Here is a 23,356-nt window from a genome sequence, read left to right on the forward strand (position 1 = left end):
TGCAAACCGGCGCCTGTGGACGATATTGAATAGGCAGTACCCATAGACGGACCGTCTATCCCTTACACAAGGAGTTCAAACAATGACAACTAATGAACACCGTTCGTTCCTGCCCGGGTTCCTGGGCAAAACCTTCAAGCCAGCCATGGCGCTGGGCGCGGCCCTGCTGTTTACCGGCTGCAGTGAGCTCGGCTATCTGCTCAGCAACGACAAGGTCACCGACGCCGACAACGACCAGGTGGTTTTCGTTGGTGATTCCATCTTTGCCCTCTCCGGTGAAATCCAGAATCAGCTGGAGGCCAAAGCCGGCGAGACCTTCCGGCGCTACACGGTCTCCGGTGCAGAGCTGTCCGGTGAGCTGATTGCCCCGTCTATTCCCAATCAGTTCCGGGAAGCGGTCACAGACAACCCGGATATCAAAACCATTGTCGGTGATGCCGGCGGGAATGACATTCTGATTCCCGCGATTGCCTTCAACTCCAACAACTGCAAAACACCCTGGTGGCGCTTCGGGCGCCTGAGTCAGCAATGCCGGGATTTCATCGATGATATCTATGTGGAAGGCGTCGATTTCCTGAACGAGATGGCGGAAGCCGGCGTTCAGAACGGCATTCTGACCGGCTACTACTACACCAAGAACGGCCTGTTCCGGCTGGACGACATGAAAGAGGCAGTCGACTACGGTAATGCCACACTGGCCCGGGCCTGCGAGAACTCGGTACTGGACTGCACGTTTGTGGATCCGCGCTGGGTGATCAACGACCGGGACATCATCTTTGATGGTATCCACCCGGCGGATAGTGGATCGAAAAAGATCGCTGATCTGATCTGGCCGAAACTGCAACCGCTTCTCTGAAGCCCCAGCGTCCCGGCCGAGCATCGGCCGGGACCACATTCTGCAATACCACTGGCAGGACAGCTGCAATGAAACCACTCAATTCCGTATTGGCGCTCGGTGCCCTGGCCTTAGTGATTGCGGGCGGTTTTCATTACTGGCCCGAGTCATCAAAGCCGGCGGCTATGCAAGCACCCAATGGTTCCACCCCCTCGCGTGCGGCAGCGACGCCCACCACCGAGCCAACCCAAAGCGGCGACCAACGCGTTGTTGAACTGGCCGTTAAGTACCTGGAACTGTACGGCGACACCATCACCGAGCCGGCCACCCAGGCACGTCTGTATAACGAACGCCGAAACCTGTTGGCGCGTTATCCGGATTCCGGTGACGAGCTTTTCCAGTCCGCCATCATCACGGCCTTTCCGGAACTGGCCGACAGCATTTTCGCGTTATTGGCTAAGCTGGACCTGTACAACCGATGGCTCGACAATCACGAGCTTCGTTTACAGGGGTTGCCGGACATGGAACGCTACGCCGAGCTCTGGCAGCAACGCGAAGCGATTTTCGGCCCCCTGGCAAGCCAGATCTGGGCCGAGGAGCAGAACCCGGTGGAAGCCAAATCGGACCATTTCCAGCAGACTCTGGCGCGGCTGGACCAGGCCAACCAGATGCCACTGACCGAACTGGCTCACCAGCTACAAACCACCGCAGACGAACTCTATGGTGCCGATCTGGCCCGGCAACTGGCGGGTTCCGGTGCGACCAGCCACGCCCTGTTCTCCATGGACAGCGTTCAACAGCAACTCGCCAGCCTGCCGGCAGACAAACGCCAGCAAGCCATCAACGATCTGCGCCGCCAGATAGGCTACTCCGAAGAGGCCATTCGCCAGTTGGCCGAGGAAGACCAGCGCCGGGAGGAAAAATGGCAGAAAGGCAAAGCCTACATGGCCGAAAGACGAGCCTTACAGAACCGCCTGAACGGTGAGCAACTGGAAGCCGCGTTAACGGACCTTCGCCAGGAGCATTTCGGGTTTTCTGCCCCGACCATCGAGCGGGAGGAAGAAGAGGGATTTTTCCGGTTTGAACGTGAACGTCGCTACGGGCTGAATTAGCAACTTTCCCTACGGTCATTATGTTTCATCGGTCTTAGCCAGTAGAATAGCGTCCTTTTCTACCAAACGGCCCGGTCAATCAGTAAACCAATGACCCAGCAAAACCGTGCCCCAATAGGGCCCCGAAATGCACTGCTAGATCAACTGTCCCGATCCGGGGCATTTGCTGCGCCTGAGCAACTTCCCTGCTTTGGTGAGCGACTGAGCCGGCTGTTCGGCCTGGGCGACACCATGACCCTGGATGCGGCCATTGGTTATCGGGCGAAACAGCCAGGCACGCCTCAGGGCGCCACGGTAGAGCGGTTAACCGAGGAGCTGGCGACAATACGCAGGGCACTGGTTCAGCGTATTCGCGGGTTTGGCTCAGATCTGGAGTTTGATGGTGAACCCGAGCTTGAAGCCGCTCTCAATGCCTGGCTCGCACTCCAACGCAAAGTGGCGGCCAACAGCCGTCAGTTGCGGGACAAGGTTCAAAAATCGATGAAAGATCAGGGCCCGAAGCTGGCTCACCTGGCCGAATTGGACGCGGTGTTTGATCAAACGATGGCCGGGTATACCGCACAGTGTTTTTCCCATATTCCCAAGGTACTTGAACAACGATTCGAGCACCGATCGACCACCCCGGAGCAAAGCCCTACCCCGGCCACAACGGCCGACTGGTTCCACCGTTACTGCGAGGAAGCGCAGTCTTTGTTACTCGCTGAACTGGATGTTCGGCTGGAACCGGTTCTGGGTTTGCTGGAGGCTTGCCACAAAGAGGTTAACAACACCCCATGAGTAAACTGTTCTTTACCCTGGCGTTTGCCATCGGCCTGGCCGTGGTAGCCTGGATTGGTGCCGGATTTGTCGGTTCCGACCTGCTGGCGCTGGCGTTTACCGGGCTGATTGGCGCCGTTTACTGTCTCGGCTTTGGCGAACTGGTGAATTTCCGCCGACAGACCCGCGAACTGAACGCACAGGTTCATCAGTTACCTGAAAGCCAGGAGCAGGTTAACCACTGGCTTGGCACACTGCCCGCCCCGATGCAGTTCCCGGTGCAACGGCGAATCGAGGGCCATGCCGCCGCATTACCCGGCCCGCAACTGACACCCTACCTGACCGGCCTGCTGGTGATGCTGGGCCTGCTGGGCACCTTTGCGGGCATGATTGTGACCCTTGGCGGCGCCGCCTCGGCCCTGGATAACAGCACCGAACTGAGCGCTATTCGCAGCGCACTGGCCGCTCCGATTGCCGGTTTGAGTCTCGCCTTCGGCACCTCCATTGCCGGCGTCGCCGCCTCCGCCATGCTGGGGCTGGCCTCTACCCTGAGCCGCCGGGACCGGTTGCAGGCGTCCCGCACCCTGGATAGTACGCTGCGAGACAAGCTGCATCATCTATCTACAGATCATCAACGCCACCAGGCGTTTCAGGCACTGGAAAGCCAGGCCAAAGCCCTGCCCGAAATGGCCTCGGCCATGGAACGCATGACGGCGCGCATGGAGCAACTTGGCCAGCAACTGGAACAGTCCCTGACTCACAACCAGCAGGAATTCCACAGCACGGTCGGCCGCCACTATCAGACCCTGGCCGACTCCGTAGCCAACTCCCTGACAACGGCATTGGACAACACTGCAAAGCAGGCGTCAGAGCGGATTGAGCCCATAGTTGTCCAGGCCCTGGAGCAACTTCAGAAGGATGCTCACGGCCTGCAACAAAGCTGGGCAGATAATGCCCGTGAACAACTCACGGAATTGATCTCCGGGTTTCAGGCAGTTACCACGGAGGCGGGCGAACGCTGGCAGCAGAATCTGATTGCACAACAGGCCCAGAACCAGGAGACGTTGGCGACCCTCTCAGAGCAGAACGAACAAAGTCAAAGCCAGTTGCAGGAACAACTCCACACCTGGCTTGGCGCCATCAACGACCAGCACCAAACCTGGCTCAAGGAACAACAGCAACAACTGGTACAGAGCTGTGAACGCCTGAACAATGCCGGAGCTGAGGTGTCGCAACACTGGCAGGCCGGTCTGGCCCGACAGCAGGCTCAAAGTGACGACATGCTGGCAGCGTTCAATGAGGCGCTGACTCAATACCAAAGCCATTTCCAGACCAGCAGCACCGGGTTGATTGAGCAGCAACAGGCCGGGCTGGCGGAACTGCTCAGCACCGTTGGCGCTCAGCTCGATCAACTCCGGGAACAGGAAAGCGAACGAGCCCGGGCTGCAAACGAGCGAATGGAACAACTGGAAGCCACAGCAGCACGCCACCTGAGTGAGCTGGGCACTGCACTGGAAGCGCCCATGACCCGCCTGATTGAGACGGCTTCGGAAACACCGAAGGCCGCCGCCGAGGTGATCCGACAGCTGCAGTCGGAAATCGCCCGCAACAGCGAGCGGGAAAACGAGCTGCTGGAGGAACGCCAGCGACTGGTTCAGGAGCTGGACACCCTGCTGGAGAACCAGCGCAGCACCGCTGACAGTCAGCGGGAGGCGGTGGATACGCTGATCCGCGGCGCCGGCGAAACCCTGACCGGCATCAGCGAACGCTTCAACACCCTGATTCAGGAACAAAGCCAGCAACTGGGCAAACTGGGCGACGACATCACCGGCAGCAGCCAGGAAGTCGGCGCCCTGAGCGATGCCTTCGCGCAGGCCATTGAGCTATTCAGCCAGTCCAACCAGCAGGTCGTCGCCAGCCTGGCGGATATCCAGAAGGCGCTGGATAACGCCGGCACCCGCCACGATGAACAGCTGGCCTACTACGTGGCCCAGGCCCGCGAGGTAATCGACCTCAGCGTCAGCGCCCAGAAGGACGTCATCGATGCCGCCGCGGCACTGCGCCGCGCAGAACCCAGCGAGGCTGGCTGATGGAACAGCTGGAAGGGGGCGAACAGCAATCGGCACCGGTCTGGGCCATCTTCTCGGACTTGATGGCTGCTTTGGTGGGTATTCTGGCGCTGATTCTGGTGTGGGTGATCGGCATTCAGCTGGAACTGAGCCAGTCCCTGGCCGAGGAGATCGAGAAACGGGAGGCGGAAGAACAGCGCAGGATCGCCCTGGAGCAGGCACTGGAGGACCCGCTCACCAAGGGGCTGGTGACTTTCCGGGATGGCCGCATCGGCATCAGCGGCAACGTGCTGTTCGAGCTGAATTCAGACCAGTTGCAGGCCGAAGGTGAAGAAGTGCTGGAATCGCTGATTCGACCGTTACAGGCCTACCTGGAACAGCACGACGAGCTGCTGATGGTGAGTGGCTTCACCGACGACTTGCCGATGCATCCGGGCAATCGTTATCAGGACAACTGGGGTCTGTCGGCCCAGCGGGCCCTGACGGTTACCCGAACCCTCACAGAGCTGGGCTTGCCCAATGACCGGGTATTCGCTGCCGCCTTTGGTCCTCACCACCCGGCAGTGCCCAACGTCGATGCGGAATCCCGGGCCCAGAACCGGCGGGTGGAAATCAGTACCGTGCCACGGGCGCCTTCGTCGGCTGAGGATACTGAAACCGAGGAAGGTGATTGACCATGAGCGAAGCCCCCGGCCCCTCCTTGCTGGAAAGCTTGAGGCAAAACGGCGCCGATCAGAATGACCCGGTTCGGTTCCGCTATCTGGAGTCTTTCGAGCGAAGACTGCGCTCAAAGGGGCTGCATAAGGGAACGACGCACTGGCGGAAGTTGGAACAGGCGATATCGGACTATCAGGCAAGGCTGGACAGTGCCGGGCAGCGCGATGAGCCCACACCCGATGTCGGCGGCAATTCGCCTCTTTCCGGGTTGCTGGACCAGCTAAATGAAACCCCAGAGGCATCGGTTGAAGCGCCGCTGTCGGTTCTGGAACAACGGGTATTCGGACAGTCGCCACAAGAGCCGCCAAAGGCACATCCAGCCTCAGCACCCAATAACCCGCGCCCCCTGAAAGCCATGATCAGAGCCCAGGCGAACCAGGGCCATCACTTTATTGCCGAGCGAATTCGACACGCCATAGAAAGCACTCCGAAAGAAGCGGGGCCGATGAACGCGCATCGGTTGGTAAGCCGGGCTATTGCTGAAATGCAGACGTTGTCACCGGAGTATCTGACACGATTTGCTCGTTACACCGATACGTTGTTGACGTTGGAGCGGCTGGCGAGAAAGGGCTAGACAATGCTTTGTTTTAGCCCCGGCAGTGAATGACGGCCTCAACTCAGGGAGAGAGTTCTTCCAGGTAGGTTTCTCCATCTCCGTATAGCGAGGCAAACTCCTCCTCCGGAACAACGGTCACGGCAATCTCCGGTTCATGGTCACCACCGCCCAGCAACACGCCCCGCATCGGCGTTATATCGGAGAAGTCTCGCCCCCAGCCGAGGGTAATGTGCTCCAGATCGGGCCTCAGCGCGTTGGTGGGGTCCAACTCCAGCCAACCGAAATCCGGCACGAACACCGCTACCCAGGCATGGGTGGCATCGGCACCGACCAGCCGCTCCTTTCCTTCCGGCGGGTGAGTCAGGATATAACCACTCATGTAACGGGCCGCCAGTCCCACCGAACGCAGGCAGGCGATCATAATATGGGAGAAATCCTGGCAGACCCCACGACGGGCCTTGAACGCCTGCTCCACCGGGGTGAAGGTTTCGGTCGCCGTCGCATCGAAGCGGAAGTCGCGATGGATCATCCGCATCAGGGCATCCGCTGCTTCCACCAGGGGGCGTCCGGGGAGAAATGCCTCGCGTGCATAAGCGGCGTACTGGGAATCGATGGGTACGTTGGTGGACACAAACCGGAACGCCGTGGCTTCGAGATGTTCCGGCGAAAACGTCCGGTCCGCCCGATACCGCAGGCTGTCACGCACGCTTTCCCAGGGTACTTTTGCCGCAGTTGCCGACGGTTTCGGTCGATCGCGCAGCTCCACCCAGAGCTCGCTGATGATCTCCAGATAGTCGTGATCACCAGTGAAATGAATCTTGGTAATCCGGTTGCCAAAGCAGTCCAGGAAGGAACGACGTGCCGATGGGTCCGGTGAGATCGCCAGGTGATGCTCAAGATTCCGCTGCCAGGGCAGCGCTCGTGGCGTCAGCCTGAGCAGGTGATGAGACTCACCCACCACCTGATCGTAGTGGTAGAGGGTCTCATGACGCACATGGTAACGGACAAATGTCATGACAGGCGCCTTAATCCGCTTTCACCGGCCGGTCGGAATACCGGGTGTGAATAAAACACTGCCGTTGGATTTCATCCGATACACGATAGGCTTCTGACCGGATATCACACAAGAGCTCTGCCAGAGCTTCGCAGGCCTGATCCGGGTGCTTGCGCTCAAACGGGTGCAGATCCAACCCTTGTAAACGACGCAGGGAGTCATTCAGATCCGGGGAAAACAGCTGTCCGGTTTTCTGACCCATTTCGGGTAAATCCTTCTGCAACTGGCGCAACTGGAACATCACAGAATGGGGGTTGCTCGCGTCGATCACAATGGTGTGAAGCACCCCCAGAAGCTCTGGCGTCCGGCGATATCGGGTCCGGTAGGTCACTTCCGAGTTTGCCACTTCCAGCAGCCACTCCAGCATGGCGTTACGACTGAAGCGGTCACTGAACAGCGGCACACAAATCAGGGTGCACAGATTGGCCAACCGCTCCAGGCGCCGCCCGATCACCAGGAAAACCCAACTGGCGTCCCGCGTGATGTCATCCATGGCAAATCCAGCCAGTGAGATGCAATCCAGCAACACCAGATTCAACGCCCGGATTGATTGTTCTGGCGTCGCCGGCGCCGGACTGAGAGATTTCCCCACTCGGTTGAGTGTGTGCCAGTTGTCTGTGGACAACCGATCCCGGACCTGGCTGGCATTGAACAGCAAGGCCTGGATGATCGACGCAATCGACCCCGGGGATTCCTGGTCACTTACTGCTCTCAGCAAAGCCTCGGGGAGAGGCTCGGGTACGACATCTTTTTCCGGCTCAGGAAGCGTGCCGAACTGCTCGGCCGCCTGCTGGAGCCCAAGCAGAGCCTCCTCGCTGGCCTGATCGTGCCCCGACAAACGGTTGAACGCCGCCCTCAGCAAGCGAGCCGTGCCTTCCGCCCGCTCAGAATGCCGGCCCATCCAGAACAGATTTTCGCCCACACGGGACGGCGTATCCCGCTCGCCATCCAGCAAGTCGGAAACCTGCAACCGTTTCTTGATCAGCGATTTGGATGGCGCGGTGTAACGCGACTGTACCCAGGTATCCTTCGACAACCCGCCCCGCTGCATGGAGATGACCTCCACGCCCTCATCCATGGCGACACGGGTCAATCCACCGGGCATCACCCGCCAGCCGGAGGGCGTAGCCGCCGCGAACAGGCGCAGGCCAATAGACCGGGTTGCCAGCGGCTGATTCTGATCACCCTTCCAGACCGGGGCCTGAGAAAGGTGAACCAACTCCTGCCCGACAAAAGCATGGGGGTGGGCATTCATCTTCTTGATCAGTGCGGTCCGCTCTGCCCCCTTCATCTGATAACCGAACACCGGCTCCATGCGCATACTCGCAAATGCCGGTTTGATGACCAGTTCATCGAGGTGCTCAATGACATAGTCCAACGCGGGTTTCTCACCACACCACCAGGAGGCCACTGACGGCATAGCCAGAGGTGAACCCAGCAGTTTTTTTGAAATCTCCGGCAGAAAACCGAACAGGGCCGCACTTTCGAGAACGCCGGAGCCCAGGGCGTTTGCCATCAGCACTTTGCCGGCTCGCACAGCACCCAGCAAGCCCGGGATACCCAGCACGGAATCGGCCCGGAGTTCCAGCGGATCACAAAAGCCATCATCGAGCCGGCGATAGATGGCATGCACACGACGCAGGCCCTGAAGTGTTTTCAGGTAGACGGTGTCATCGCGCACGGTCAGATCCTGACCTTCCACCAGCGGCAACCCGAGGTAGCGGGCAAGAAATACATGTTCGAAATAGGTTTCGTTAAAACGGCCCGGGGTCAGAAGCACACACAACGCGGTCTCATTTCGCGCCGGAGACATGCTCGCAAGACTGTTCTGGAACCCCTGGAAGAATTCCGCCAGGTTGGTCACTGGCAGGTTGTGGAAGGGCGCGGGGAACGCCCGGGAAATGACCAACCGGTTTTGCAGGGCGTAACCCGCCCCCGAAGGGGCCTGGGTCCTGTCCGCCATCACCCACCAGCCGCCATCCGGCGCCCGCGCCAGATCCACCGCATAAAGGTGAAGGAAGCGGCCACTCACTGGCTGTATGCCCTGGCAGGGCCATTGAAAACCAGCCTGACCGTAAACCAAGGCCGGCGGCATCAAGCCCTCTTTGAGCAACGCCTGTTCGCCATACAGATCGCCCAGAACGCTATCCAGCAGTTCAGCTCGCTGGGCGACCGCTTTCGAAAGCCATTGCCACTCATCCGCGCCCAGAACCAGCGGCAGCAGATCGACTTCCCAGGGCCGGGTATCGCCACGGGGATCCTCGTAGACGTTGTAGGTTACCCCGTCTTCGGCAATCGCGCTGGAAACCGCCTGAGCCCTGAGATTGAGACCGGCAACCGATTCAAGGTTCAACTGTTGCAACAACGTCCGCCAATGGGGCTTTGGCCCGGAACCCAGGGAACCAAGCTCATCAAACCGATCCGGCACCGGATGGTACTGGCGGAGGATGTCCGTTACTGCGCGCTGCTTCGCCACCGTGAATTCGGGCTCCGTTAGTCAATGAGCTGGAAGCATAGCCGCTTTCCAGCCCCCTGAGCCAGTATCAAACGGTAAGTTCACACATATTATTTGTGATACCGCAAATCCAGGGTGAACGGGAACTCCCGGTGCTCCGGCACCGGCCGCAGGGGTTGCTGGCCTGAGCTGTGCCCCATCCGGAAGAAACGCGCCATACGGCGGCCTTCAGCCTCGAACGAATTCACCGGCAGCGTCTCGAAATTCCGGCCACCGGGATGGGTCACGTGATACTCACACCCGCCCAGACTGCGTTCGTTCCAGGTGTCCACGATATCAAACACCAGCGGCCCATCCACCCCGATGGTCGGGTGCATGCACTGCGACGGCTGCCAGGCCCGGTAACGGACCCCGGCGACCGACTCGCCCACCATGCCGGTAGGCTGAAGTGGCAGAGGCACCTGATTGCAGGTGATCTGGTAACGATCCGGCGCAGCGCCGCGCACCTTCACCTGCAAACGCTCCAGGGAGGAATCCACATAACGGGCAGTGCCACCAATTGCACCGTGCTCACCGGTGACGTGCCAGGGCTCCAGGGCCGAGCGCAGCTCAAGGGTGATGCCCTTGACCTTGTAATCGCCGATCCGGGGGAACCGGAACTCGAAATGGGGCGCAAACCACTCGCTCTCCAGCGGGTAACCACGGGCCTTCATATCGTCGATCACGTCTTGGAAGTCCTGCCAGACATAGTGGGGCAGCAGGAAACGGTCGTGCAGTTCGGTGCCCCAGCGCACCAGCCCTGGCGGCTTGTAGGGTTGCTCCCAGAAGCGTGCCACCAGCGCGCGCAACAGCAGCTGCTGGGTCAGGCTCATGCGGGCATGGGGCGGCATCTCGAAGGCACGCAGCTCCAGCAAACCGTGACGCCCACCGGGGCCATCCGGGGAATAGAGCTTGTCGATACAGAACTCGGCTCGATGGGTATTACCGGTTACGTCGGTGAGCAGATCCCGGAGCAACCGGTCCACCACCCAGGGCGCGACTTTCTTGCCCACCGGGCAGAGCCGCTCCATCTCCTTGAAGGCCAACTCCATTTCGAACACGTGGTCGTTACGGGCCTCGTCAATCCTGGGGGCCTGGGAGCTGGGGCCGATGAACAGGCCAGAGAACAGGTAGGACAGACTGGGATGGTTGTGCCAGTAGCTGATCAGGCTGCGCAACAGATCCGGGCGCCGCAGGAACGGAGAGTCCTCGGCCTTTTGCGAACCCAGCACAAAATGGTTGCCGCCACCGGTGCCGGTATGGCGGCCGTCCATCATGAACTTCTCGGAAGTGAGTCGGCATTCGTAGGCGTCTGCGTAAAGCGTCTCGGTCTGCTCGACCAGTTCGTCCCAGGTCTTGACCGGCTGCACATTCACTTCGATCACCCCCGGGTCCGGCGTGATGCGGAAATGACTCAACCGTGGGTCGGAGGGCGGCTCATAGCCTTCCAGCAAGACCGGTTGCTTGAGCTCTGCGGCGGTTTTCTCAATGGCCGCGACCAGCGCAAGATAGGGCTCAAGCTCCGCCAGCGGCGGCATGAAAACGCGAAGGATGCCATCCCGGGGCTCCACACAAAGGGCCGTTCGGACAATCTCGGGTGCCGACTTGCCTTTGGCAGGTGGCTCCAGCTCCGAAGACGGCTGGCCAGCCTGGCTATGGCTGTTCCATTGACGAATCTGTTCGCTGACAGGCAAGGGCCCGCGAGGGGCAAACGGGTCCTGTTCGTGGATCCAGGGGTAATCGGCTTCTTCCACCCAGGGCTGGCTGTCCAGCGGCAGCCGGTGGCCCATGGGTGAGCCGCCCGGAATCAGATAGCAGCGCTCGCTGCGCAGGAACCAGGGTCCGGTCTCCCAGGCCTTCTCCTTTTCGGAAACACGCAGTGGCAGCACGTAGCCGACGGGCTCATCCAGACCCCGGCTGAAAATCTGCTGCAGCTGCTTCCGTTCCAGGGCATTGTCGAGTTTGGCATCAAAGGGATCGACGTTGACCGGCAGCCGTCGTTCCCGCCACAGGTAATAAAAGGCATCCTCGAACCCCGGGAACACGTGCTTTTCATCGACACCCAGTTCCTTCGCCAGGGCTGCCAAAAACCGGTGAGCATCTTCCGGGCTTGCCTTGCCTTCCGTGCGTTCGTCCGCCAGCCACCGTTCATCCTGCCAGATTGGCTCACCATCCTTGCGCCAGAAGCAGTTCAGTGACCACCGCGGCAACGGCTCGCCCGGGTACCACTTGCCCTGGCCGAAGTGCACCAGGCCACCGGCACCATAGCGGTCCCGCATCCGGTGGTAGAGCTCAATGGCCTTTTTCCGCTTGGTGGGGCCCATAGCCTCGGTGTTCCACTCCGGCTCATCACGGTCGTGATTGGCCACGAAGGTGGGTTCACCGCCCTGGGTCAGGCGCACATCCAGCTCGGTCAGTCGCTGATCCACCTCATGGCCAAGATCCACAATGCGTTGCCACTGCTCCTCGGTGTAGGGTTTGGTCACCCGCGGCGCTTCCCAGATGCGCTGGACGCCCATCTGATGCTCGAATTCGACCTCGCAGTCTTCCACCATGCCGGAAATGGGAGCCGCCGAGGACGGATCCGGGCTGCAGGCCAGCGGAATATGCCCTTCACCGGCAAACAGGCCAGACGTCGGGTCCAGTCCCACCCAACCGGCGCCGGGCAGGAAGACCTCGCACCAGGCGTGCAGGTCAGTGAAGTCTTCCTCCGCGCCCGAGGGGCCATCCAGTGCTTTCAGGTCCGCCTTGAGCTGAATCAGGTAACCGGAGACGAACCGCGCCGCCAGCCCAAGGTGCCGAAGCGTCTGGACCAGCAGCCAGGTGGAATCCCGACAGGATCCGGAGCCTTTTTTCAGGGTCTCTTCCGGCGTCTGCACGCCCGGCTCCATCCGGATCAGATAATCAATCCGGTTGGCTAGCCGCTGGTTTACGCCCACCAAGAAATCGACGCTGGGCGTTTCCTTGCGGTCTATGGTGGCCATCCATTTACGGAATTCCGGTGTTTCCGGCAATTTCTGCAAGTAAGGCGCCAGCTCCGCCGTCTGCCATTCCTCATACTCGAAGGGAATGGTCTCCGCCCGGGGTTCCAGGAAGAAATCGAACGGGTTGATCACCGCCATCTCGGCAACCAGGTCCACCGTGATCTTCAGCTCGTCCGTCTTTTCCGGAAATACCAGCCGGGCCAGATAATTGGCCTGCGGATCCTGTTGCCAGTTCAGAAAGTAACCTTCCGGCTCAACCTTCAGTGAGTAACTGAGAATTCGGGTTCGCGCATGTGGACAGGGGCGCAAACGAACAATCTGAGGGCCCAGGGTAATCGGGCGCTCGTAGCGATAATGGGTGGTATGACTCAGGGCAACGTGAATCGACATGGAACCTATCTCGCAGGCGAATAGTGTTGGGAGTTTCAGGCTGTCTCGTAGACAGGAAACCAGGTCTCTGCAATGTCGTCGTGAAGTTCACCGATGTCCAGCTGCAGGTTCTCCAGGAACAGGATCACGTCCTCCTTGCGGATTAACGCATCCACGTCGCCTTCACGGGTGTGACGGACTGCCTGCAGTGCCGTGCGCAGCGGAATTTCGTTCCTGGGCAGGCGACCGAGAGCACCGGCCACTTCGCTGAGACTGTGTAGCACCGAGCGCGGGAAGGGTTCGTTCTGCAACAGGAAGCGAATCACCAGAGGCCCGCTGACCTTGCGCCGCACGTTGTGGCGGTACATCTGGAAGGCACTCTGGTAGCGCAGAACGCTCGTCCACAATAACCCGCCGTAGGTTTCCGTGCCGTCCCAGCCATCGAGGAACTGCAGAGCTCCCACTTCAATCTGACGGGTGGCCATGTCGGCCCGCTCAAGGTTGCGACCCACCCGGATGAAGTCGTAGCCCTCGTCGTGACTCATACACCCGGCCAGCAAACCATTGAGCATCTGGCAGCGGCCGACGATCTCGTTCAGGAAATCGTATCGCGCGCGTTTCCCCACCCCCTGGTCGATGTACTCCTGGATGTAACGATATAGTTCATTGATGACTTCCCAGGCGTCGGTCGGTACCTGGTCCCGCGTGGTGCGAACATTCTCCCGGGCAGCCTTGATGCAGGAGGCGATGGAGCTCGGATTGTAACTGTCAGCCATCAGAAACTTCACACAGTTGCGCTCATCGGCCTTCTGGTGGTGCTGGTCAAACAAAGCTCCCATGCCCGTCACCGCCACCAGTCCCTTCCAGGACAGCTGGGTCTCCCGGGGCATATCCAGTGCCAGGGAATTGAAAGCCATGATCATCCGGGCGTTGTTCTCGGCCCGCTCAAGGTATCGGGCCATCCAGTACAGTCTTTCCGCTACACGTGACAGCACATCAATTCTCCTCGTCCACGATCCAGGTATCCTTGCTTCCACCGCCCTGGGAAGAATTCACCACCAGGGAGCCCTTGCGCATCGCCACCCGCGTGAGCCCGCCGGCGGTAACGTAGGTTCGCACGCCCTGCAGCACGAAGGGCCGAAGATCCAGGTGTCGGGGCGCCAGGCCCTCGTCGCACAAAGTTGGGGCCACAGAGAGACTCAGTGTGGGCTGGGCGATGTAGTTGCGTGGGTTCTTCTTGATCAGACGGGCAAATTCGGTGCGCTGCTTCTTGGTGGAATGCGGCCCCACCAGCATGCCGTAACCACCGGACTCATTCGCCGGTTTCACCACCAGCTCGTCCAGGTGCTCGAGTACATACTCCTGGTCCTGTTTGTTCACGCACATATAGGTGGGCACGTTGGGGATGATCGGCTCCTCATCGAGGTAATAGCGGATCATGTCCGGCACGAAGGCGTAGATCACCTTGTCATCGGCCACACCGGCACCGGGCGCATTGGCCAGGCCAACCTTGCCATTGCGCCAGGCTCGCATCAGGCCCGGCACGCCCAGGGTAGAGTCTGCCCGAAAGACTTCCGGGTCCAGAAAGTCGTCATCAATGCGCCGGTAGATCACGTCCACGCGCTCCAGGCCCTCTACTGTGCGCATGTACACGCAGTCGTCTTCACCAACGACCAGATCAGCCCCCTCCACCAGCTCGGCCCCCATGCGCTGCGCCAGGAACGAGTGCTCGAAATAGGCCGAATTGAAAATCCCCGGGGTGAGTACTGCAATTCTTGGATGATCCTGGGGCCTTGGAGAAATCGACGCCAGCATGTCGAACAGCTGGTTGGTGTAGTCATCCACCGGCAGGATACTGTTGTTGTCGAACAGTTCCGGGAACACCCGCTTGGTCAGTTGGCGATTCTCCAGCATGTAGGAAACACCGGAAGGAACCCGCAGGTTGTCCTCAAGAACATAGACCTTTCCGTCCTTGTCCCTCACCAGATCCGATCCGCAAATGTGGGCCCAGACCCCCAGTGGCGGCGTAAAACCACGGCACTGCTCGCGGAAGTTTTTGGAGTTGGCGAACACGTACTTGGGAATGACCTTGTCTTTGACGATATTCTGGTCGTTGTAGATATCGTTAATGAACATGTTGAGGGCCGTCAGGCGCTGGGCCAGCCCTTGTTCAATGTTTTCCCACTCCCGGAGCGAGATCACCCGGGGAATGATATCGAAAGGCCAGGCCCGGTCGATATTCTCGCCCTCGCTGTAGATGGTGAAACTGATCCCCATCTCCAGTATCGCCAGTTCGGCAGCCTGCTGGCGCGCCTGGATCTCCTCGGACCCGAGATTGCCCAAGTAGTCGGTAATCGCCGTCGCGGCTCGTCTGGGCTTCCCTTTGGCAGCGATCAGCTCATCGTAGAAGTCGTTGGGATCGTAGTTTTTCCAGTCAATCGCTTTGTTCTTTTTCATTCGGGATCCTTTCATTAACGTCCGTGAGCGATCTGGTGCACCAGACGGAGCTTCTCCACCACCGCAGGCGCCAGCACAAAGGGGTAGGCGTCGTCGTGCCCCATGCTTCGGTTCAGGCTGTTGAGCGCAAGCGTCAAAGGCAACCAATGCCTGATCAGCGCATCGAAATCACCGGTCTGGCAGGGGTCGAAGGCAGGGCTTGTTTCCTCGGGCTGCAAGGTATTCACACGCAGACCGAGCTGCCAGGCGGTTTCCAATGTATCCACCATATGCAAATAATGTGCCCAGGTCTCTGCCCAGTCCTCCCAGGCATGGCTGCTGGCATAGGCGCTGATGTATCGGCTTTGCCAGTCAGAGGACGGGCCGTATTGGTAATGCTGGTCCAGCGCTTGCCTGTAGTCCCTGGTCTCATCACCAAAAAGGTCCCGGAATTTGCCAAGCCACGGGCTACTCCGGACAAGCAGATCCCAGTAATAGTGTCCGGACTCATGGCGAAAATGCCCTAAAACAGTGCGATACGGCTCGGCCATCTGGTTGCGCATCCGCTCGCGTTCCACCGGGTCTGCTTCGGCAATGTTGATGGTAATGACGCCATTGGCATGGCCCGTCGTTACTTTTTCACGCTCGTCAAACATAGCCGGCTGATCGGCCAGAAAATCGAATGCCAGCCCAAGCTGATCTTCGTTCCGGGGTTCGCACGGGAGTCCCAGGCGCAAGACGGAATACACAAGCCGCCGTTTCTCTTTTTCGAGACGACGCCAGAGGTCATTGTTCTTCTCGATGCTGAGATCCGGAATGGTGCGATTGAGGCGACAGGCAACACAGAAGGTATGCGGATCGGTATTGGGGATCAGCCAGTTACAGGCTCGCTGATTCTGATAGTTGTCACACAACCGGTAGATATCACCACGTGCGACCGTCGCCCAGGTGTTATCGCCTTCCGGCTCGATCGCCAGCAAATCCATGACATCCGGGGCAAAGCCCAGGTCAGCTCCGCAATGGGTACAGCGACTGTTTTCAAAATAAAGCAGGTTGGCACATCGACCGCAGTGGAACAGCTTCATTGGAAGGCATCCTTGGCCATTAAAGGCAAGAGCATGCTTTCAAGTATTGGCCATCCAGGCCAAAACGCAAAAAACTGCCGTTAAGCAATAGCAATCTTAGGAGCGACAACCCTTGCCGTCGGCATCCTGTTCTTTGTTGCAGCGATAAGTGCGGGGATCAACACGGACGATGGGTTTTCAGCTCACCCATCAGAAAAAAGCCCCCGAAGGGCGGGGGCTTCAAGACGGGGCTTACTTGACCTTCGGGTCCAGATCGCCAGCCGCATAACGTTCGAACATCTGTTCGAGGTTCAGCGGCTTGATCTTGCTGGCCTGGCCGGCACAGCCGAAGGCTTCGTAGCGGGCGACACAGATATCGGTCATGGCAACCATGGTGGCCTTGAGGAATTTGCGCGGGTCAAATTCCGCCGGGTTCTGGGCCATGAAGCGACGAACCGCACCGGTAGAGGCCAGGCGCAGGTCGGTGTCGATGTTGACCTTGCGCACGCCGTGCTTGATACCTTCGACGATTTCTTCCACCGGTACACCGTAGGTTTCCGGGATCTCGCCACCGAATTCGTTGATCACTTTCAGCCACTCCTGAGGTACGGAGCTGGAGCCGTGCATCACCAGGTGGGTGTCCGGGATGCGGGCGTGGATGGCTTTGATCTGGTCGATGGCCAGGATGTCACCTGTGGGCGGACGGGTGAACTTGTAGGCGCCGTGGCTGGTGCCGATGGCAATGGCCAGGGCGTCGACCTGGGTTTTCTGGACGAAGTCGGCGGCTTCTTCGGGATCGGTCAGCATCTGGCTGTGGTCCAGGGTGCCTTCGGCGCCAATGCCGTCTTCTTCGCCGGCCTGGCCGGTTTCGAGGGAGCCCAGGCAGCCCAGTTCACCTTCTACGGAGACACCACAGGCGTGGGCCATTTCAACGGTGCGACGGGTAACATCTACGTTGTATTCGTAGCTGGTCGGGGTTTTGCCGTCTTCACCCAGGGAGCCGTCCATCATCACGGAGCTGAAGCCGAGCTGGATGGAGCGCTGGCACACGGCCGGGCTGGTGCCGTGGTCCTGGTGCATGACCACCGGGATGTGTGGCCATTCTTCGATGGCGGCCAGGATCAGGTGGCGCAGGAACGGCGCACCGGCGTATTTGCGGGCACCGGCGGAGGCCTGGACAATCACCGGGGAGTCGGTTTTGTCGGCGGCTTCCATGATGGCGCGCATTTGTTCGAGGTTGTTTACGTTAAAGGCTGGCACACCGTAACCATGCTCGGCGGCGTGGTCCAGAAGTTGCCGCAGCGAAATCAGGGCCATGGGTTGTCTCCTTCGTTGACGTTTTGAGGTTTGAATTCTGTTCGTTTTGGATTTTGGAGTGGCGTCTTAATTACCACGCTCTTCCAGCACGGCTACTGCCGGCAGGGTTTTGCCTTCCACGAATTCGAGGAACGCGCCACCGCCGGTGGAGATGTAGGAGATCTTGTCAGCTACGCCGTATTTGTCAACGGCTGCGACGGTGTCGCCGCCGCCGGCCAGGGAGAAGGCGTCGCTTTCGGCGATGGCCTGGGCGAGTGCCTTGGTGCCGTTGCCGAACTGGTCGAATTCGAACACGCCAACCGGGCCGTTCCACAGGATGGTTTTGGCGTTTTTCAGCAGTTCAGCGAACTGGCCGGCGGTTTCCGGGCCGACGTCGAGGATCATGTCGTCGTCGCTGACGTCGGAGATGTTTTTGGTCGTCGCCGTGGCGGTTTCAGCGAATTCGCTGGCGACCACCACGTCAACCGGCAGCGGGATTTCCACCCGGCTGGCGATGTCTTTGGCGGTGTCGACCAGGTCGTGTTCGCACAGGGACTTGCCTACCGGGTGGCCGGCTGCGGCCAGGAAGGTGTTGGCGATGCCGCCGCCGACGATGATCTGGTCACACACTTTTTCCAGTGCGTTGAGGACGTCCAGTTTGGTGGAGACTTTGGAGCCGCCAACGATGGCCACCACTGGCTTGGTCGGGTTGTCGAGGGCCTTGCCGAGGGCGTCGAGTTCGGCTGCCAGCAGCGGGCCGGCGCAGGCTTCGGGAGCGAACTTCGCCACACCGTGGGTGGAGGCCTGGGCGCGGTGGGCGGTGCCGAAGGCGTCCATCACGTAGACATCGCACAGGGCGGCGTATTGCTTGGCGAGGTCTTCGTTGTCTTTCTTTTCGCCCTTATTGAAGCGAACGTTTTCGAACAGTACGACTTCGCCGTCGGCCACTTCAACGCCGTCAAGGTAATCCTTGATCAGGCGGACTTCCTGGCCCAGCAGGGTGCTCAGGTGCTCGGCTACGGGCTTCATGGAGGAGGCTTCGTCGTACACGCCTTCTTCCGGGCGGCCCAGGTGGGACATCAGCATGACTTTGGCACCGGCGTCTTTGGCGGCCTTGATGGTGGGCAGCGAGGCGCGGATGCGGGCGTCGCTGGATACTTTGCCGTCTTTGACCGGGACGTTCAGGTCTTCACGAATCAGAACCCGCTTGCCGGCGAGGTTCAGGTCAGTCATTTTCTTGATGGCCATAATCAGGTTCCGTAGTTATGGGTTCAAAGGTGCAAATTTTAAGCCTAAGGCTGGAGCCTGACTCCCTTCGGGATCAGCCCCACATTATTCTTCAGGTTTTGCTCAACCAGGTTCTGCTGACATCCAGCATGCGATTGGCAAAGCCCCACTCATTGTCAAACCAGCACAACACTTTCACCATGGTGCCGCCGGTGACTCGGGTCTGCCCGCCGTCGACCACGCCGGAATGGGAATCATGGTTGAAGTCAGAACTGGCCAGCAGTTCATCGGTATAGCCGAGGATACCCTTCAATGAGCCTGCGGATGCACTGCACAGCAACTGATTCACTGTGGCTATGTCGGTCGGCTCACCCACGTTAACCACCATGTCTATAGCAGAGACATTCAGCGTTGGCACGCGCATGGCAACCGAGCTGAAACGGCCTTCCATATGAGGCAACAAGCGCTCGATACCGCGGGCCAGGCCAGTGTCTACGGGCACAATATTGTGCAGGGCACTTCGGGTACGGCGCAGGTCCTGATGGTGGTAGGCATCGATGACCGGCTGGTCGTTCATGGCGGCGTGAATCGTGGTGGTACTGCCCTGCTCTACGCCAAAGGCATCGTCCAGGACCTTGATGACCGGTACCAGGCAGTTGGTGGTGCAGGAGCCGGCAGCTACGATCACGTCCTGACCGTTCAGGTCCCCGTCGTTAATGCCGAAGACCACCGTGCGGTCGACATCCGGATCGCCCGGCTGGGAAAACAGCAGACGCTGGGCACCGGCTTCAATATGCTTTTCCGCCGTGGCCCGGTCAGAATAGGCGCCGGAGCATTCCAGCACCAGATCCACATCCAGCAGTCGCCAGGGCAGTTCCTCGGGTTCAGGGTGGCGCAATACGCGGATGCGGTCGCCGTTCACAACCAGGTTATCGCCATCCACGGCCACCTCACCGTGAAACCGCCCGTGGGTGGAGTCGTATTTGGTGAGATGGGCAATGGTGTCGATATCCGACAACTCGTTGATCGCGACCACCTGCAGATGGTCGCGATAGCCGTTTTCATAAAGGGCCCGCAACACGCACTGGCCGATGCGACCGTACCCGTTGATGGCAATGCGAAACGGCGTTGAGTTGGTCATCAGGCGTCCAGCAGTTCGTCAGCCACTTCCAGGATATTGTCGACGGTAAAGCCGAACTCCTTGAACAGCTCGCCGGCCGGCGCGGACTCACCAAAGGTGGTCATGCCTACGATGCGACCGTCCAGGCCCACGTACTTGTACCAGTAATCCGCAATGCTCGCTTCAATGGCGATGCGGTTGGTGACTTCCAGCGGCAGCACCTGCTGTTTGTACTCAGCGCTCTGGGCATCGAATACGTCGGTAGACGGCATGGACACAACACGCACCGCTTTACCCTGTTCACGCAGCTTGGCAGCAGCGTCCTGGGCCAGGCCCACTTCACCGCCTGTTGCGATCAGGATCAGCTCCGGCGTGCCTTCGCTGTCAGACAGGATGTAACCACCTTTGGCAACATTCGCCAGTTGTTCGGCATCACGCTGCTGGTGCGGCAGACCCTGACGGGAGAAGACCATGGCGGTCGGGCCATCCTTGCGCTCCAGCGCCGCTTTCCAGGCCACCGCGGATTCCACGGTATCGGCCGGGCGCCAGGTGCTCATGTTCGGGGTGGTGCGCAGGCTGGCCAGCTGTTCGATGGGCTGGTGGGTTGGGCCGTCTTCGCCCAGGCCAATGGAGTCGTGAGTGAAGACAAAGATCGAGCGCTGCTTCATCAGGGCGGCCATGCGCACGGCGTTACGGCAGTATTCCATGAAGATCAGGAAGGTGGCGCCGTAAGGCACAAAGCCGCCGTGCAGGGCGATACCGTTCATGATGGCCGCCATGCCGAATTCACGCACACCGTAATAGATGTAGTTGCCGGAGGCGTCTTCCTTGGTCACGCCTTTACAGCCCGACCAGATAGTCAGGTTGGAACCGGCCAGGTCGGCAGAGCCACCCATCAGTTCCGGCAGCAGCGGGCCGTAGGCGTTCAGGGAATTCTGGGACGCCTTACGGGAGGCAACGTTCTCGCCCTTGTCCTGGCATTCCTGGATATAGGCCTGGGCTTTTTCGGCGAAGTCTGCCGGCAGATCACCCGCCATGCGCCGTTTGAACTCGGCGGCCAGTTCCGGCTCGGCCTTCTCATAGGCCGCAAATTTCTCTTCCCAGGCACTCTGTGCAGCCTGGCCTTTTTCTTTGGCATCCCACGCGGCGTAGATGTCAGACGGAACCTCGAACGGGCCATGCTGCCAGCCCAGGGCTTCGCGGGTCAGTGCGATTTCGTCATCACCCAGCGGGGCCCCGTGGCAATCTTCCTTGCCCTGCTTGTTGGGGGAGCCAAAACCGATGATGGTTTTGCAGCAGATCAGCGTTGGCTGCTCAGTGTTGGCGCGGGCCTGCTCAACGGCGGCGCGGATGGCGTCGGCATCGTGGCCGTCTACATCCGGAATTACCTGCCAGCCGTAAGACTCGAAACGCTGCGGGGTATTGTCGGTGAACCAGCCTTCCACTTCACCATCGATGGAGATGCCATTGTCGTCGTAGAAGAACACCAGCTTGCCCAGACCCAGGGTACCGGCCAGGGACGCTACTTCATGGGAGATACCTTCCATCAGGCAGCCGTCGCCCAGGAATGCGTAGGTATAGTGGTCAACAATGTCGTGGCCCGGGCGGTTGAACTGCGCCGCCAGGGACTTCTCCGCCAGCGCGAAACCAACAGCGTTGGCAATGCCCTGCCCCAGCGGGCCGGTGGTGGTCTCGATGCCCGGGGTATAACCGTATTCTGGATGGCCTGGTGTCTTGGAGTGCAGCTGACGGAAGTTCTTCAGGTCATCAATGCTGACGTCGTACCCGCTCAGGTGCAGCAGGGAATACTGCAGCATGGAGCCATGGCCGTTAGACAGCACGAAGCGGTCACGGTTGGCCCAGTGCGGGTTAGCCGGGTTGTGGCTGAGGTAATCGTTCCACAGCACCTCGGCGATATCCGCCATACCCATGGGCGCACCCGGGTGGCCGGACTTGGCTTTCTGAACCGCATCCATGCTCAGCGCGCGAATGGCGTTGGCGAGATCTTTACGGGACGGCATTGACAATTCTCCAGTGTTTTTCAGGAAAAGACTTCAAGCTGCAAATACTGCTCAAAAAGAAGGCGCGTATTTTCGCCGATTAGGGTATGCCGGGGCAAATCCATATGTAGTGGTTTTCCGATGAAGCCGGCACAAAATCACCAAACCGACTGATTTCACAGAACTCATAAATCTATATCAAAAAATTTTGATATGGCTATTGATCGACCAACAGAACGCCCCTACACTTGCCAACCATGACCTCACTCAATGCACATGCGAACGAATTGTCCTCTGTGGACGTACTGGCCCCGATCTTCAAGGCGAGCGGTGACCCACTGCGCCTGGAAATCCTGCGGGTGCTGCGGCGGGATACCTTCGGTGTGCTGGAGCTGAGCCAGATGTTCGACATGCGCCAGTCTGGCATGAGCCATCACCTGAAGGTGATGCACAAGGCCGGCTTGCTGGAGCCCCAGCGGGAAGGCAATGCCATTTTCTATCGTCGTCCGCTGAATCTGGACAGTGACAAACTGGCCGACCAGGCAATCCGCCAGATTTTCGAAACCGTCGACAGGGTCGCATTGCCCCGGCATCTGGACGAAAAGATTGAAGCCATACGAGAGCAGCGAGCGGGACAGTCCCAGGCCTTTTTCTCCCGACACTCCGAACAATTCCGGGAACAGCAGGAACTGATTGCAGCCTTTGACCTGTACGCCGAGCCTACCGCGGAACTGATTCGCAAGCGTGCAGCGAGGCAGTCATGGCAGAGCGTTCTGGAAATCGGACCGGGTGAAGGCGGGTTCCTGCCGGTACTGTCGGAGCTGTTCCAGCATGTAGTGGGCCTGGACAACAGCAAAGACATGCTGGCCAAGGCAACACGCACCTGCATTGAGGAACACCTGAATAACGTCGACCTGATCGAAGGCGTGACCGATACCCTGCTGGCACGGGGCGACGCCTTTGACCTGATCGTAGCCAACATGGTGCTGCACCACGTACCCAGCCCGGCGGACATTTTTCTGGACGCCGCCGCCCTGATGAACAGTGGCGGTTGTCTGGTCGTCAGTGATCTGTGCAGTCACGACCAGGACTGGGCCAAGGAAAACTGCGGCGACCTGTGGCTGGGCTTCGAGCCGGAAGAACTGACTTCCTGGGCGGCCGACGCCGGGCTGACCGCGGGCGAACAGCTGTTTATAGGCCTGCGCAACGGGTTCCAGGTACAGGTAAGAGAATTCTGGAAGAGTACGGAAGCGGCGTAACCAATCGC

General features: G+C 59.6%; 17 protein-coding genes. 7 read left to right on the top strand and 10 right to left on the bottom strand.

The features are described 5' to 3' along the window. Nucleotides 1-82 precede the first annotated feature (82 nt). The 6 genes from JIF53_RS10605 to JIF53_RS10630 all read left to right on the top strand — a co-directional run bounded on the left by JIF53_RS10605 (nucleotide 83) and on the right by JIF53_RS10630 (nucleotide 6,063). Nucleotides 83-856, top strand: coding sequence for an SGNH/GDSL hydrolase family protein (locus JIF53_RS10605; RefSeq protein ID WP_228285522.1), 774 nt, complete (start codon nucleotides 83-85; stop codon nucleotides 854-856). Between the two features lie 68 nt (nucleotides 857-924). Next, entirely contained in the window at nucleotides 925-1,947 is a 1,023-nt protein-coding gene (locus JIF53_RS10610) for a hypothetical protein (RefSeq protein ID WP_199452453.1), read from the top strand. Nucleotides 1,948-2,037: 90 nt separating this feature from the next. Then, nucleotides 2,038-2,724 (top strand): DUF3348 family protein, encoded by a 687-nt coding sequence (locus JIF53_RS10615; protein WP_199452454.1) that lies wholly within the window; start codon nucleotides 2,038-2,040, stop codon nucleotides 2,722-2,724. Further along, nucleotides 2,721-4,793, top strand: coding sequence for a DUF802 domain-containing protein (locus tag JIF53_RS10620; RefSeq protein ID WP_199452455.1), 2,073 nt, complete (start codon nucleotides 2,721-2,723; stop codon nucleotides 4,791-4,793). The genes JIF53_RS10615 and JIF53_RS10620 overlap by 4 nt, the downstream gene beginning before the upstream one ends. Continuing rightward, on the top strand, nucleotides 4,793-5,446 hold the full coding sequence (locus JIF53_RS10625; RefSeq protein WP_199452456.1) for an OmpA family protein: 654 nt from the start codon (nucleotides 4,793-4,795) through the stop codon (nucleotides 5,444-5,446). Before JIF53_RS10620 ends, JIF53_RS10625 begins: the two co-directional genes overlap by 1 nt. Nucleotides 5,447-5,448: 2 nt before the next feature. Beyond that, nucleotides 5,449-6,063, top strand: coding sequence for a DUF2894 domain-containing protein (locus tag JIF53_RS10630; protein WP_199452457.1), 615 nt, complete (start codon nucleotides 5,449-5,451; stop codon nucleotides 6,061-6,063). A gap of 43 nt (nucleotides 6,064-6,106) precedes the next feature. Here the strand turns inward: JIF53_RS10630 and JIF53_RS10635 are convergent, their stop codons facing one another. From JIF53_RS10635 to tkt, 10 genes are all read right to left on the bottom strand, one after another. After that, the gene (locus JIF53_RS10635; RefSeq protein WP_072676485.1) at nucleotides 6,107-7,060 is read right to left on the bottom strand and encodes a transglutaminase family protein; all 954 of its coding nucleotides are present in this window, start codon (nucleotides 7,058-7,060) and stop codon (nucleotides 6,107-6,109) included. A gap of 10 nt (nucleotides 7,061-7,070) precedes the next feature. Then, the gene (locus tag JIF53_RS10640) at nucleotides 7,071-9,575 is read right to left on the bottom strand and encodes a circularly permuted type 2 ATP-grasp protein (RefSeq protein WP_199452458.1); all 2,505 of its coding nucleotides are present in this window, start codon (nucleotides 9,573-9,575) and stop codon (nucleotides 7,071-7,073) included. 89 nt (nucleotides 9,576-9,664) lie between these two features. After that, the gene (locus tag JIF53_RS10645) at nucleotides 9,665-12,967 is read right to left on the bottom strand and encodes a DUF2126 domain-containing protein (protein ID WP_199452459.1); all 3,303 of its coding nucleotides are present in this window, start codon (nucleotides 12,965-12,967) and stop codon (nucleotides 9,665-9,667) included. A gap of 35 nt (nucleotides 12,968-13,002) precedes the next feature. Next, nucleotides 13,003-13,941: an alpha-E domain-containing protein gene (locus tag JIF53_RS10650; protein ID WP_072676482.1), complete on the bottom strand. Its 939-nt coding sequence runs from the start codon at nucleotides 13,939-13,941 to the stop codon at nucleotides 13,003-13,005. Between the two features lies 1 nt (nucleotide 13,942). Continuing rightward, nucleotides 13,943-15,403 carry a circularly permuted type 2 ATP-grasp protein gene (locus JIF53_RS10655; protein ID WP_011786477.1) on the bottom strand — a complete coding sequence of 487 codons (1,461 nt, stop codon included), beginning with the start codon at nucleotides 15,401-15,403 and terminating at the stop codon, nucleotides 13,943-13,945. Nucleotides 15,404-15,417: 14 nt separating this feature from the next. Further along, a complete protein-coding gene (locus JIF53_RS10660) occupies nucleotides 15,418-16,467 on the bottom strand; it encodes a zinc-binding metallopeptidase family protein (RefSeq protein WP_199452460.1) in 1,050 nt (349 codons plus the stop codon). Nucleotides 16,468-16,698: 231 nt separating this feature from the next. Further along, nucleotides 16,699-17,763 (bottom strand): class II fructose-bisphosphate aldolase, encoded by a 1,065-nt coding sequence (fba, locus tag JIF53_RS10665; protein ID WP_199452461.1) that lies wholly within the window; start codon nucleotides 17,761-17,763, stop codon nucleotides 16,699-16,701. Between the two features lie 66 nt (nucleotides 17,764-17,829). Then, nucleotides 17,830-18,990 (bottom strand): phosphoglycerate kinase, encoded by a 1,161-nt coding sequence (locus JIF53_RS10670; RefSeq protein ID WP_023008549.1) that lies wholly within the window; start codon nucleotides 18,988-18,990, stop codon nucleotides 17,830-17,832. A 91-nt stretch (nucleotides 18,991-19,081) separates the two neighbouring features. After that, the gene (locus JIF53_RS10675; protein WP_199452462.1) at nucleotides 19,082-20,110 is read right to left on the bottom strand and encodes a type I glyceraldehyde-3-phosphate dehydrogenase; all 1,029 of its coding nucleotides are present in this window, start codon (nucleotides 20,108-20,110) and stop codon (nucleotides 19,082-19,084) included. Then, complete coding sequence (gene tkt, locus JIF53_RS10680; RefSeq protein WP_199452463.1) at nucleotides 20,110-22,110, bottom strand: transketolase; 2,001 nt, start codon at nucleotides 22,108-22,110, stop codon at nucleotides 20,110-20,112. The genes JIF53_RS10675 and tkt overlap by 1 nt, the downstream gene beginning before the upstream one ends. 236 nt (nucleotides 22,111-22,346) lie before the next feature. Between tkt and JIF53_RS10685 the strand changes: the two genes are divergently transcribed. Beyond that, nucleotides 22,347-23,348, top strand: a complete 1,002-nt coding sequence (locus tag JIF53_RS10685; protein ID WP_141067290.1) for a metalloregulator ArsR/SmtB family transcription factor — start codon at nucleotides 22,347-22,349, stop codon at nucleotides 23,346-23,348. The last annotated feature ends 8 nt before the right edge of the window (nucleotides 23,349-23,356 follow it).

It is taken from the genome of Marinobacter sp. bablab_jr008, from assembly GCF_016464145.1.
GTDB classification, from domain to species: domain Bacteria; phylum Pseudomonadota; class Gammaproteobacteria; order Pseudomonadales; family Oleiphilaceae; genus Marinobacter; species Marinobacter nauticus.